This window comes from Calothrix sp. FACHB-168 (assembly GCF_963889195.1).
In the GTDB taxonomy this organism is placed as follows: Bacteria; Cyanobacteriota; Cyanobacteriia; order Cyanobacteriales; family Nostocaceae; genus Aulosira; species Aulosira anomala_A.
On the sequence record NZ_CAWPNJ010000032.1, the window covers coordinates 67,116 to 80,821 of the forward strand.

Sequence of the window (13,706 nt, forward strand, 5' to 3'; positions counted from 1 at the left end):
GAAGTAAAGAGAGTAGAAGATAGTTCATGATTCTTTGCGCCTTTGCGCCTTTGCGTGAGATAAAACCCTTTATTTATTAGCAACAACCTGCTGTCCATCATGCAGTTCTTCTACATTGCTAGTAATAATGCGATCGCCTATTTCTAACCCGGAAACAATTTCTACTTTTTTATCTTGCGCTTTGCCGGTTTTTACCCAGCGTAATTGAGCAATATTATTCGCAGCAATTACATAAACGCCTTCTAATTGCCCACGCTGAAAAACAGCATTTTCCGGAATCATCATCACTGTGCGCGTTTCACGGGGTAATTCTAAGCGCCCAAACATTCCTGGCATTAATTGATAGGAGTTATCTAAAGCAACTTTTACAGTGAAACTACGGGAATTTAAGTTGGCTGAAGGTACAATTTGCCGCACGCGACCAGTGACGGAACGGTTCACAGTATCTAACTGTACTGTGACTTCGTCCCCTAATTTAACTAGAGAAATCAATGATTCTGGGACTGCGACAGTTAAACGTAGGCGATTGGTGCTTTCTAATGTCACTATAGGCTGTCCTGGCCCCGCGATCGCACCCACTTCTGTATGCTTTTTGGTAATCACGCCGGCAAAGGGGGCGGTGACAGTACCATAGTTTAAGTTAGCGAGGGTTTGCTGTTGTCCGGCTTTGGCTTGTTGGACTTGGGAACGTGCTTGTTCTACACCGGCTTTGGCTTGCTGGACTTGGGAACCGGCTTGTTGTACGCCGGCTTTGGCGCGATCAATACCCCGTTTGGCTTGATCGATACCTGCTTTGGCTTGTTTAATTCTGGCTTGGATTAATGCGACTTGTGTATTTGCTTGATCCAACTGTGACTGACTCACAGCGCCATCTTTTTGCAGCATTGTCATGCGGCGTTGATTTAATTGGGCATCAGCTAGCTGTGCTTCTGCTTCTTGTAATTGGGCTTCGGCTTCCCGTTGCGCCGCTTCCGCTTGATTTAACTGTGCTTCAGCTTGAGATTTACTAGCTATTGCTTGAGTTTCTGCGGCTGAGGCGACTGTAACACCAGCTTGCGCTTGAGCAATGGCGGCTAATGCTTGATTACCTTGGGCTTGGATATCTTTAACATCAATAATAGCGAGGACTTGACCGGCTTTAACTTTGTCACCTTCTGCTACAGGTAAACTTTGAATTTGTCCTTGGATGCGGCTGGTTGTCGTGACAGTTTCTACAGATTCAATAGTACCAGTGAGACTGCTGCCACCAGCAATAGATTCTGGGGCGGCTGTTGTTGTTTCCACTTCTAGAGGTTCGAGATGGGCGGTTATCGTTTCCGTTGATTTGGAAGGATGACGCAATAACCACAACCAAGCCACACCCCCAAAAGCGATCGCAAAAACGCTAATTAAAGCGATCGCCCGCAGCCGCTTGGGTTTCTTGGGTTGTAGTTCTGCGGTAATATCTGTATGAGTAGCTTCCAAGTGAACGGACGATTGATCGTTAAACATAAGTTTTATATAGCTAGGGATTGTTTCCGCGTTGCAAAGGATAGCCCAACTGTTGCCATGTCATGATGCCGCCTTGCAAGTTGTAAACTTTAAAGTAGCCTTGCTCCACTAACCAACGGGCTGTAGCTAAACTGCGGTGTCCTGATAGGCAAGTAACAACTATTAATTCGTCTTTGGGAATTTCCTCTAAGATACTGCTTTGGCTGAGGTAACGCGCTCCGGGAATATGCCCAAGAAGGTACTCCATCCAACTGCGAGCATCGATAATTGTGAATTGTGCTAGACGCGATCGCAGTTGTCGAGGATTTAAGCTAAAAGGTTGGGTTTGATTGTGGTAATTATCGTTGAGAGTACGTTTCATCAGGATTTTGGATTGGGGTTTAGAGATAATTTTTCTCACGCAGAGGAGGCAGCGCGTTGCGGGGGTTCCCCCCGTTGTAGCGACTGCCGTTGCGCAGAGGCGCAGAGAAAATGAGGTTGAGGAGTGATTTAAACTCTACCCATAACTGAGAAGGATTTGATAAATGGCCCTGCCATACGTGGATCTTTAATCATGGCAAGATAATCTCCTACACGGAATTGCAGTTTTCGTGACATATAAGCCATGCTTAATCCCATCATGTTTAAGCCTTTGGTTACCCACTGTTGCCAATGATCCTTGTCGGCGCGTAAGTCCCAGTTGAGTTTTTGCCCATTGTAGGTCTCTGCATGGATGGCTTTTCCATCGATAATGGTCAGTACACCTCTTGGTTCTGGCTCATCTTCAAACCCATAACCAATTACGGAACTGAAATGAATTTGTTTGAGTGCATCTGCTAACTCAGGCTCTTGATTCCATTTTTCTGCGTAAGCTTGCATCCATTCTGAGGAAAATAATTCTGTCATGTTTTTACTCCAATTAGGGACTAGGGACTAGGGGTTAGGGAGAGATACCAAATGACTAACAAACTACTGATTCCCCCAAATTAGTAGAGCTAAACTGCCAAGTAGTAATAACCAAGAAAAAATTCGTCGGATGTGGCAAGGGATCATAATTCACCTCGTAACGTTGCGGAAAACATGTTTGCACATAGATAAAAGTTCTGTGTCGATGACGCGGTAGTAGCGCCAAGAACCCTCACGGCGACAGGTTAAAACTCCTGCGTCTTTCATTAGTTGCAGGTGTCTAGAGACATTTCCTTGTTTCAGCCCAGTGCGATCGCATATTTCTTGCACAGTCTGCTCTTGATTGCATAATGCTCCTAAAATCTGCAATCTTGTCGGTTCTGCTAAAACTTTAAAGCGGCGTGCTAGTAATTCTAATTCGTTCGGGTTTAGCGCAATTTCCATACATCTTTAATAACGATTATTCCCATAAATTCAGTCGTCAAATAGCTAGATTTAGTAAGAAACTTTGATTTTTTAGCGGTGCGTTGCGCTACGCGACAACACACCCTACATTTTCTAAACTTTCTACAAATGACCAATGACCAATGACCAATTACTATTTCATTTCCACAGGTTGAGGATTTTGTGATAAATCCAATTCTTTAACTGGTTTTACTAGGGTTAAACCTATAAGATTTAATCCCCAATGCTCGAACCAAGGAACTGCTAAACCCCAACGCATTTTAGCTAAGAAAAATTGCTCAAAAGCAGTCTTCGCCCAGCTTACCCAAATTCCTTCTTTAGCTATGGCTCGTCGCCTTTTTTGAGTAATGGGATCTGGTAAAACTTGGTCTGCTAAAAATGCAATTCCTGTATCGCCAAAATCGGCTAAACAAAGTGCTTCTAACGTTGGTGTTACCAAGGGTGCAGAAATCGCCTTAAGTTGGACAGCAATGTTATGAGCTACAGCCATTCCCATTGCTTCTGTCATTTGTCCGGTTTTGGGTACACCGATGGGAATCGGTGTTTGTTCTGGTGGTTTGAGTTGGGTAATTACTCCTACGCTATATATGGAAGGAAATTGAGGATGCTGATAAGTTGGTAGTACAGGTAAAAATCCTTTTTGATCAGTTAAACCAGGCGCTTCTCGTAAGAAACGCGGCCCGCGAAATGGCGGAAGTAACATACTAAAACTAAAGGGTAGAGAACGCCCATTTGCTAAATAAATTGTGTCTGTCCCAACATAGCTAATAGAAGTATTTTCCAGTACTGTAATTTCTTTTTCTTGCAGTAATTTAGTAACTAACTCCGCAGAATTTGCCATTCCCCCAATTCCCAAATGTCCAACATAGGGTTCTGGGGTGACAAAAGTAATGGAAGCGCGATCGCGTAATCCATATTTTCGCAATAACCAATCTGTTAGTAATGCAAACTCGTAAGCCGGGCCAAAACAACTAGCACCGGGTACGGCTCCCACCACTATAGGCCCTGGTTCTTGAAGAAATTTTTTCCAACATTCGGCAGCTTGGATTGCATGATGTGGATTACACACCGATTGCACATATCCTCGATCCAATCCAGGGATTACGTCTAATGCGAGTTCTGCACCCGTCGCAATCACTATGTAGTCATAAGCAATTACAGTATCGTCTACAACTATTTGCTGTAATTCTGGTTGAATTTGGCTTACTCCTCCTAATATCAAATTTATTCCGCGATTTACTAGCAAATCTTTTACATCTAATTGAATACTCTCAAGTTCTTTAAGATTCAAACCTACCCAAGGTAGAGAAGGAATAAAAGTGAATTTAGGGGTATTGGAAATGAGTGTAATTTGATGCTGTTTTGGTAGTAGTCGTCGCAGTTCGTAGGTAACGGGTAATCCGCCGATTCCCGCACCAATCACCACAATTCGAGCCATAAAATTCCCCCCGGTAACTATTTAATCAAGCTAGAGTCAACCAGCTCTCACTAGTTACAAGGTTTGCTCACTGATACCGTCTCGTGGCGTCTGCAACTGACTTACTCCAGCAGTTTTACCTTATAACTACCATCTTATGATATAACTATATAGTAATAAAAGCTGTTGGTAAATTAAAATCATAAAAATCTTTACATTCAATTTCAGGTTTTTACGCTATGGCAGTTTTTGAGGAATAGGGTATGAGGAACAAATACGGCAGATTGTGACTTCTGTTTACTTCATTTCCCTGAAAAATGACAACTGTAGGGGCGGGTTCACCGCTATCCTCATTGATTAACAAAGATCCAAATAAACCCGCCCCTACGGACTCAAGACTATTGACTATTGACTCTTTTGCAAGGTGCATTTCTATGTATACATCCTCGATCCTGGCATTTATGGTTGCACTGATCGCCATGTTTCTGCGATTCAACTTCCGTCATGAAGAGATAGTAGTGATTTTAACCAGCACCATTGCCGTAATCAGCCTATTTATTAGTTTTGTTTTCAGTCCTATGGTCTTAAAGATTGTGATTTTAGTTACTTCTCTATGGGGCTTACGGTATTACTGCCGTCGCCGTTCCTGTGATGACATAGAGTAGAAAGGCTTACTAATCAAGAATTTCAATTATATTTTTGCCAAATCTCTAGACAATTTAATTATATTACTATATAGTAGTATGATAGATAAAGATAACTAGCAAAAACAATAATCGGAGTCAGCCATGATGTTATTTAGACAACTATTTGACCCAGAAACAAGTACATATACTTATTTAATTGCCGATCGCGCCACTAAATTTGCGGTCTTAGTCGATCCGGTATTAGAGCAAGTGGAACGGGATATCAAATTGCTCAATGAACTAGGACTAACTCTCAAATACTGTCTAGAAACTCATATTCACGCCGACCATATTACAGGTACAGCAAAACTGCGAGAGTTAACAGGTTGTCAAGGAATCGTACCAGAGAATGCGCAAGTTGCTTGTGCAGACCGCTTAATGAAAGATAAAGAAGTATTAGAGTTAGGGACTGTGAAAATAGAAGCGATCGCTACTCCCGGTCATACCGACAGCCATAATGCATATCTGGTTAATGGTACTCACTTGTTAACTGGAGACGCGCTACTGATTCGTGGTTGCGGAAGAACAGACTTCCAAAGCGGGAATGCAGAAGCCATGTATGACGCCATCACGCAGAGATTGTTTACCCTACCCGATGAAACCTTAGTTTATCCCGGTCACGATTATCGCGGACAGACAGTTTCTACTATTGGTGAAGAGAAACAATGGAACCCACGATTAGCCGGACGTAGCCGCAGCGAATTTGTTCAATTAATGGCAAATCTCAACCTACCCCAACCCAAGAAAATCCAAGAAGCCGTTCCAGCAAATCAGCGTTGTGGTAGCGCCGCCGCTTAGTTGAATATACAGTCAAAAAAATATACTTCCAAACTTCTTTACTTCTGCCCTTTGCCTTCTGCCTTCTGCCTTTTCATTACAAGGATACAATTCGATGACTACTTCTGGTGTGAACAAATTACAAACTGTGAGCGCGCAAACTCTCAAACAGCTAGTAGAACAAAAAGCTGTGACATTAATAGATGTGCGCGAACCAGCTGAGTATGCAGGAGAACATATCCCAGGCGCAACATTAGTTTCCCTCTCCAACTTTGACCCGCGCAAGATTCCTCAAGATGGTAGCATCGTTCTCTACTGTCGCTCTGGTAATCGCTCGGCAATGGCAGCCCAAAAGCTATTTAGTGCTGGGTTTGCAACCGTTACTCATTTAAACGGTGGGATTGGTGCATGGAAAGAAGCTGGTTATCCTACCAACATCAACCGCAAAGCTCCAATTAGCTTGTTGCGCCAAGTTCAAATTATTGTAGGTTCAACAGTATTAATCAGTACATTACTAGGAGCATTTGTTTCTCCCTGGTTTCTACTTGTTAGTGGCGTCATGGGAGCAGGCTTAATCTATTCAGGCATAACAGACACTTGTATATTGGGGATGATGCTGGCGAAACTACCTTACAATCGGCGGAGTATTGTATGACACTGTGGATTGTTGGACATCTACTAGCTGCTTGTATTGGCTTAAGCCTGGGCTTAATTGGTGGTGGTGGTTCGGTGCTGGCGTTGCCCATCTTAGTTTACGTCATGGGTATACCGCCAAAATCTGCGATCGCTATGACCCTGGTAATTGTCGGTACAGTTAGTTTACTGGGAGTAATTCCCCACTGGCGAGCCAAAAATGTCAGCTTGAAGACAGCTATGATATTTGGTTCCGCCACAATGTTGGGTGCATTTATCGGGGCGAAAATTGCCACACTCCCCATCATCACCGAAAGCTTGCAAATGATGCTGTTTGCCATCATGATGTTGTTAGCAGCAGTATTTATGATTCGCCGGAGTTCTCAGCCTAGCACCCCAGATCCACAACTAGCATTTTATCCCCGACCTGTATGTAAATATTGCTGGTTGTGGTTAATGACTGAAGGCTTAGGCGTAGGGATATTAACTGGATTGGTGGGCGTTGGTGGTGGATTTGCGATCGTCCCAGCTTTGGTACTATTAGGAAATGTACCGATGAAAAAGGCGATCGGCACATCGCTACTAATTATTGTCTTCAATTCAGTTACAGGCTTTTTGGGTTATCTGGGACAAGTCTCACTTAACTGGAATCTGATGCTGTCGTTTATTATCGCTGCCAGTTTCGGCATAATTCCCGGTGCATATTTAGCGCAGTTTGTCCCCGCGCAGAAACTTCAGAAAACCTTTGGCTATTTTCTGCTTGCAGTTGCAGCATTAGTATTGGTGCAAAATCGCCATCATCCCCAATCATCTGCGATCCCAAAACACAGCCCTGTAAAAATCACGCAGAAGAATTTCCGAAATTACTACAATCACTAATAAAATCAGTGTAAATATGTATTTGGAATGAGGTAGTAAGAGCGATCGCATCAAGACCAAATTTTTACTAACTACATATTTTCCAGTAATTGAACTACATTTATCGTCAAAATAATCTGCGCTACATTGTGGTATATATAGGAAAATCAGTGTTTGATTATACTTGATATAATAAACATATTATTTTTGTATTTCCCTGTCTAAACTCGCCGCATTCAATATTAGTGATAGCGCGACTGGAAAAACCCCTTTCCCAATTTTCTATGCCTACAGATTCTTTTGAAAAAACAAGCTGGGATTGGCAGCTTTCTCAGTTACGCCAACAAGTGAGTGAATGGATAGAATATGAATTTTCCCGATTTCAATTGGCGCTACCAGAATGGCCTCAACAATGGGCTATTAGTCCTTGGTTAGCGAAGATACTCTATTTTCTGTTTTGGTTGGTTGTAGGCGGATTGTTGATTTGGTTAGCTTGGCTATTGTGGAGAGAATTTCGCCCCTATATCTATGCTTGGTTAAGGAGTAGAGGTAATAATTTTGCAAATAACCCAGCAACCGCATCTAATGAATTATCTATTGGTTTATTGTTAGAGCGATCGCGCCAATTTTACCGACAGGGTAATTACCGAGAAGCTTGTCGTTCATTATATCTCGCCTTATTACAGCAATTGCACGATCGCAGCGTCATTCGCCATCAACCCAGCCGCACTGATGGCGAATATTTGCAATTGCTACGTTCTTCTGTTACCCCCATCCAACCCTATGAAACTTTAATTACCACTCACGAACAATTGTGTTTTAGCAATGCCGAAATTTTGCCAGAAAATTATGAGCATTGCCAACAAGCGTATCGAGAGATAGCAGGGGAGTGAAGAGTTAGAGACGCGATTAATCAGAGACGCGATTAATCGCGTCTGTACAATTATCATTTGTCCCCCTTCCTTAGCCCCTAATTCAACACTTGAATCATCGCTCTTAAACCATTGGTGTTGAGCATATTCACTACCCCTTCAGCATTTGAGCGATTGCTAAATACTCCCGCTTGCATCAAGTTGCGTCCTTGGGAAACAGTGGAGAAAGAACCAGGAACAAGGTATCTGACTACTTCTTGATCTCTTTCGCTGGCGACTTCCACTAATACGCGGAAACGTACACCCATTGGTGCGAACCCTGTTGTGTATGATGGGGGATTGCTACCCATTGGCGCTACTGCATTGGGTAAGGAGTCGGGATTTATGGGTGTTGTAGGACTGTAGGTTATTGCACTATTACCCATTGGCGTCATCGCACTATTCGGTATTGCACTATTACCCATTGGTGCTACTGCATTGGGTAAGGAATCTGGATTTATGGGTGCGATATTATTTGGTGCAATATTATTCGGTGTAGCTACGCCATAATTCCCAGTTGGATAACTGTCCGGTACGGGAACTCGGCGCATATTCCGAGTATTACCCATCGGGATATTGGAACTAGGAACAGGCAAAATATTAGAACCCGTAGATGCAACAGGTCGCCTTTGTGACGACTGTTTTTTCCCTCTAGCTCTGGATGCTGGCTTAACTACAGAGTTGCTTGGCGGTTGGGGTGGAGTAAACTCAATTGCACTAGGATTAATTTGTACGTAATTTAACTGGGGTACATTGCCCGAATTAGTTACAGGTGCTACATTCGCTACTGGTGTTTGTCCACCTACCAAGCTGCTGGGAACAGGAAAGCCAGGAACTGATGAGTTAACTGTTGGGGTAGGTGTAGTAACGACTGGATTCGGTTTAGGAAGGTTGCGTGATGTATTGGCTGGATGGAGTGGTAATAGTTGGGGATTCAATCTGCCAATATTTAGGTTATTAGGCGAATTACTGTTATTAGCTGGGATGTTTACTTGGCTAGGAGTTTCCGCCATTCCCGGCGCAGAGAAGATAATCTCACCTGTATTTGGTACTTCTTGCTGTGCGCTAGATGCGGGAGGGGTATTACTAGCAATGAGTGTTCTGGGAACTTGAAGATTAACTTTACCAGCAATGCGATCGCTTGCGAGATTATTCCCGACAGCAGTAATTACCTGTTTGGCTGCATTGGCGTTAATGTCGTAACGGGCATTATTACGAAATTGATTACCACCTGGTTCCGCACTATTACCTAAATCTGGCATAGCTTGCGCGATCGCTACCATGCCATCTTCTTTACTACCTTCAATAATATTATTGCGTAAAACTGGGCGAGCGTTAGCTTGAACGACTATACCAGACCTATTTTGTATAATTTGATTATTTAAAATAATCGGAGTCGCATTTTGAGCAATATTAATTCCATAGCCAGTTTCTTGAAATACATTTTCTCTTACCTGGGCTTGAGAAGTACCCGCAAGGGTGATCCCATTAGCGCTATTGCGATAAAAGGTATTCTGGCTAATAGTGGGTGTCGCAGTTCCCGTCACAAATACCCCATCCTGGGTATTTCCAGTAAATGTGTTCTGTGAAATTACTGAATTACTAGACTCAATCCATACACCATAACCTCTGGGATTGGGATTAGTTACAGTTACCCCAGTTAAACCTGCTTGGTTTGCGCCGACAATTGCCACATTTTGACCGCCATAACTGCGGCTGAGGTATTCACCACCACCCTGAATTGTAATCCCTTGACCTTGATTGCTAGGGTTACCTTGAAGAGAAACGCCTTGTCTGAGGATTAAAGGAAACGACTCCCCAGTTTCACTGCTATAAGTACCTGGACTCAGGGTAATTACTGTATTTGGTGTAGCTTTCTGTAATGCTTGGGTAATAGTTTTAAAAGGATTGCTTTCCCCACCATTACCTTCTTTATCTTCGCCAATCGCCGGGTTGACAAATAGCTCGTTTACCTGAGAAATTTGCTTTTCTCCCACAGGCGGTACTTGTCCGAAAGCACTACCAACACTGCCTCCCAGGAAAGTCAACAGAGCTAAACTGATACCAACACTCAAAGATAATACGGAGACGCGACTAACTGGATTTAGTCTCAAATTTGCGGTAGAAAATGGGCGATCGCTCTTAGCAACTACCGTTGCTGGCAGAATTTCAGACCTACGATCTCTAGGAAACACAATAGGGGAAATCACCGTGACAGCACTCCTGTGAAGATAGAATAAATTTTTATACTCTGAATTAATAGTATGTCGATTATGTTACTCAACATATTCACCAATTGCCTATTGGGATATACACAGTCATAAGTTCAAAAAACTGGTTTTTGCTCAAATAAATATTAAGTATTATGAAGCCGTGGGAGATAACACCTAATATACTAAGAGTTCAGACTTGTAAAAGCCTGAAAGCGCCATAAAAAATACACCCTGTAGCTAAAGCGCTCATTGTTGATGAAAACCTGTTAAATTCAGTAGATTTAACATTGTCTAAATATATTAACCATATTTATGGTATATGTCCTGCAAATATGGCAGAAGATTTACAGATGGGGTTGATGGTTGACGGTTGACGGTTGACGGTTGACTGTTGACAAATGTACGGGCGGGTTCACAAATATCCTCACCGATTAACGATTATTCTCAATAAACCCGCCCCTACTGACTACTGACTAGGGACTTCCAAATAAAAAAATATTCCAATCATTAACTTACCAAACCCGTAACTCGTAGGGGCGGGGTTACCCCGCCCCTACAATTTGGCATAATTTATTTTTTGGAGTTCCCCTACTGACTACTGACAAATGACAAATGACAAATGACAAATGACAAATGACAAAAAACAGATAAACATCGTCGCCCGTAGATGTTTATCTGTATAGTCTAGAGAGAAGTTTTGCTTGTGTTTTCTAGCTAATAAAAAGGTGAACTAGAAAAGTCCACCTAAATGCTGCTTGCACCTAAACCGGCTAGGCTATGAGAACGACCATTTTGGGCAAATCGCTTTTGTACAATTTGGCGATACACGGCTTCATAACTGTCTGTCATCTTTTGCAAGCTAAAGCGGTTTTCTACATGCTGTCTGCAGGCGTAGCGATCTAAATCTGCAACTTTAGCGATCGCACTGATAAACTCATCAGTATTTTCACAGAGAAAGCCTGTTTTACCATCATCGATGACTTCCACTGTTGAGCCGAGTTTCATGGCAATTACTGGTGTCCCCGCCGCCATAGATTCCACCATGACTAACCCAAATGGTTCGCGCCAAGTAATAGGAAATAAGGTAGCTACAGCACCTCCCATCAGAGCATTTTTTTGCTCGTGGTTGGCTTCACCTAAATATTCTATTTGCTTACCATCAATTAGGGGTTTAACTTCTTTCTCGTAATATTCCACATCCACAACATCTACTTTCCCAGCAATTTTTAAATGCCAACCCGCTTGTTTAGCAACTTGTATCGCTAAATGGGTTCCTTTCTCTGGCGATATCCTACCTAAAAATGCTAGATAAGGGGGATCGTTAGGTTGAGCGTGAAATTTATAACTGCTAACATCAATTCCGTTATATGCAGTGGCTACATAATTCAACCCTAATCTAGTTTCGCGTTGCGCCTCAGAAATGCTGATATAAGGTTGATTTTTGGCAAATTGAAACATCTTTTCGTTGTCAGGGGTAAAAATCCCATGCAAGGTATGAACTGTAGGAGTTTTTACGAGATTCGCGTAGGGTAATGCTGCACAACCCATGTGAGAATGAATGATATCAAATTCGTCGGCTCGCTCGTAGACTGAACCCAATTGCAACATCTCGTAAATGCCATATTCCTTGACATGGGGATCGAGTCTTAAAGCACGAGGGTGAACCGATTGCAGCTCTGCCAAACTGATAGAATCTCCAGACGCAAATAATGTCACTTCATGTCCGCGTCGCACCAGTTCATCAGTTAGCAACCCCACTACTAACTCTATACCTCCATAAGCGGGAGGTGGGACTCTCTCCCATAGTGGGGCTATTTGAGCAATTCGCATCACAAACCTCCTAAAAATTTAGTCTTGGCTGAGATATTTCTGCTTTGCAAGTTGCATAGTTAATGAATAATTTTCAGCAATGCAACCTAAGCTCAAAGCACCCTGTGAACGCCAAGCGTATTTTGAATTACTAGAGAATAGTAAAATTTTAGTTTAAGTCTTTTCTTCTATCTTTATAGGGAATTTATCTGATACTTCAGAGGTAAAAAAATGCTTTTTGAGCCAATATATAAGACTTCTCTATATTTATGCTCCGCTACAAATAATTGTGCAATTGATTGATTTAGCAATCAAATCATCTGGAAACAGATGCTTAAGTCTTGCTGCTACAGTAAACTCTCAATGATTTGCGAACACCTTCTTTGTGTTCCTTTTGGCAAAGGGAAAAATTCTTTTTTCTTGACTTCTGCCCTCTGCACACTGAGCGAAGTCGAAGTGTGCCTTCTGCCTTTGTTCGATCGCGTGTAACTACTTATCTTGACTGCTAAACATAGTCAGAATATAATTATTGGCTGATTAAAATTTATCTAACCACCTTAACGTGAATATCTCTTCCTCCTCAAAAAAACCGCGTGTCGTTTGGCAGGCGGTTTTATCAGTAATTATATTTATCTTTATGTACCTGCCCATACTGGTACTTTCCTTTTATAGCTTCAACAAATCGCCTTACAGTGCAAGTTGGCAAGGATTTACTCTCGATTGGTATCGGCAATTATTCAGCGATGAGCGTATTGCTTCAGCTTTACAGAATAGTTTAATCGTTGCCTTTAGCGCAGTGGCAATTTCCGCAGTCTTAGGAACATTAATGGCTGTAGGTTTAGCGCGTTATCAGTTTCCCCTGAAGAAATTGTATCAGGGAATAGCTTATTTACCGTTGATTATTCCCGATATTGCGATCGCAGTCGCCACCCTCGTCTTTTTAGCCGCATTTGCCATTCCCTTAAGTTTGTGGACAATTATTGCCGCCCATGTAGTATTTTGTCTCGCCTACGTCGGCTTAGTCGTTTCTTCCCGCTTGGCGCACTTAAATCCTCACCTAGAGGAAGCAGCTTTAGATTTAGGCGCAACACCAGTACAGGCTTTTATCAAAGTATTATTACCTCAATTAATGCCTGGTATTATTGCGGGTTGTCTATTAGCTTTTGTCTTGAGTTTAGACGATTTTCTGATTGCCAGTTTTACCGCAGGTAGTGGTTATAACACCTTACCAATGGAAATTTTTAGTCGCATTAGAACCGGAGTAAAACCAGATATTAACGCTTTGAGCGTCATCTTAATTTTAATTTCTGCCTTCGTCGCTTTTGTAGCCGAATTAATTCGCGCTTACGGAGATGAAAATTAAAAATTAGCGGTTAATTAACAGCCAAAAGCTTTAAGCAAGCCGCTTTGAATTTCGCCACAGCAATTAATAAATTTACTAATTAGTTGTATTTGGTAATACAACTCTAATTCTGTTGACAAATATAGGAAATTACTATTATTATTCTTATGTAATAAAAATAATTGCTCTTATATTTACACCTATTTAAAAAGTTACAAA

The 13,706-nt window shown here is 42.1% G+C and carries 13 protein-coding genes; 6 read left to right on the plus strand and 7 right to left on the minus strand.

The genetic code is table 11. The features are described 5' to 3' along the window. Nucleotides 1-69 precede the first annotated feature (69 nt). The 5 genes from AACW45_RS20295 to AACW45_RS20315 all read right to left on the minus strand — a co-directional run bounded on the left by AACW45_RS20295 (nt 70) and on the right by AACW45_RS20315 (nt 4,279). Nucleotides 70-1,491, minus strand: a complete 1,422-nt coding sequence (locus AACW45_RS20295) for an efflux RND transporter periplasmic adaptor subunit (protein WP_190634215.1) — start codon at nt 1,489-1,491, stop codon at nt 70-72. Nucleotides 1,492-1,504: 13 nt separating this feature from the next. Next, nucleotides 1,505-1,852 carry a rhodanese-like domain-containing protein gene (locus AACW45_RS20300; RefSeq protein WP_190634217.1) on the minus strand — a complete coding sequence of 116 codons (348 nt, stop codon included), beginning with the start codon at nt 1,850-1,852 and terminating at the stop codon, nt 1,505-1,507. Nucleotides 1,853-1,980: 128 nt separating this feature from the next. Further along, on the minus strand, nt 1,981-2,376 hold the full coding sequence (locus AACW45_RS20305) for an SCP-2 sterol transfer family protein (protein WP_096646170.1): 396 nt from the start codon (nt 2,374-2,376) through the stop codon (nt 1,981-1,983). A 150-nt stretch (nt 2,377-2,526) separates the two neighbouring features. Next, complete coding sequence (locus AACW45_RS20310) at nt 2,527-2,820, minus strand: ArsR/SmtB family transcription factor (protein WP_190546227.1); 294 nt, start codon at nt 2,818-2,820, stop codon at nt 2,527-2,529. 154 nt (nt 2,821-2,974) lie between these two features. Further along, nucleotides 2,975-4,279, minus strand: a complete 1,305-nt coding sequence (locus AACW45_RS20315; RefSeq protein WP_190634219.1) for an NAD(P)/FAD-dependent oxidoreductase — start codon at nt 4,277-4,279, stop codon at nt 2,975-2,977. 413 nt (nt 4,280-4,692) lie between these two features. Between AACW45_RS20315 and AACW45_RS20320 the strand changes: the two genes are divergently transcribed. The 5 genes from AACW45_RS20320 to AACW45_RS20340 all read left to right on the plus strand — a co-directional run bounded on the left by AACW45_RS20320 (nt 4,693) and on the right by AACW45_RS20340 (nt 8,105). Beyond that, nucleotides 4,693-4,923 carry a hypothetical protein gene (locus AACW45_RS20320; protein ID WP_190634221.1) on the plus strand — a complete coding sequence of 77 codons (231 nt, stop codon included), beginning with the start codon at nt 4,693-4,695 and terminating at the stop codon, nt 4,921-4,923. 126 nt (nt 4,924-5,049) lie between these two features. After that, nucleotides 5,050-5,742 carry an MBL fold metallo-hydrolase gene (locus tag AACW45_RS20325; RefSeq protein WP_190634273.1) on the plus strand — a complete coding sequence of 231 codons (693 nt, stop codon included), beginning with the start codon at nt 5,050-5,052 and terminating at the stop codon, nt 5,740-5,742. Between the two features lie 94 nt (nt 5,743-5,836). Further along, nucleotides 5,837-6,376, plus strand: coding sequence for a rhodanese-like domain-containing protein (locus AACW45_RS20330; RefSeq protein ID WP_190634222.1), 540 nt, complete (start codon nt 5,837-5,839; stop codon nt 6,374-6,376). Continuing rightward, the gene (locus AACW45_RS20335) at nt 6,373-7,233 is read left to right on the plus strand and encodes a sulfite exporter TauE/SafE family protein (protein ID WP_190634224.1); all 861 of its coding nucleotides are present in this window, start codon (nt 6,373-6,375) and stop codon (nt 7,231-7,233) included. The genes AACW45_RS20330 and AACW45_RS20335 overlap by 4 nt, the downstream gene beginning before the upstream one ends. A 263-nt stretch (nt 7,234-7,496) precedes the next feature. Continuing rightward, nucleotides 7,497-8,105, plus strand: coding sequence for a DUF4129 domain-containing protein (locus AACW45_RS20340; RefSeq protein ID WP_190634226.1), 609 nt, complete (start codon nt 7,497-7,499; stop codon nt 8,103-8,105). A 77-nt stretch (nt 8,106-8,182) separates the two neighbouring features. Here AACW45_RS20340 and AACW45_RS20345 read toward each other — a convergent pair whose 3' ends face one another. Further along, complete coding sequence (locus AACW45_RS20345; protein ID WP_190634228.1) at nt 8,183-10,333, minus strand: DUF1565 domain-containing protein; 2,151 nt, start codon at nt 10,331-10,333, stop codon at nt 8,183-8,185. Nucleotides 10,334-11,080: 747 nt separating this feature from the next. Further along, nucleotides 11,081-12,166, minus strand: coding sequence for a glycosyltransferase family 4 protein (locus AACW45_RS20350; protein WP_190634230.1), 1,086 nt, complete (start codon nt 12,164-12,166; stop codon nt 11,081-11,083). A gap of 616 nt (nt 12,167-12,782) precedes the next feature. On the opposite strand from AACW45_RS20350, the gene AACW45_RS20355 reads away from it, so the two are divergent. After that, entirely contained in the window at nt 12,783-13,508 is a 726-nt protein-coding gene (locus tag AACW45_RS20355; protein WP_199322672.1) for an ABC transporter permease, read from the plus strand. The last annotated feature ends 198 nt before the right edge of the window (nt 13,509-13,706 follow it).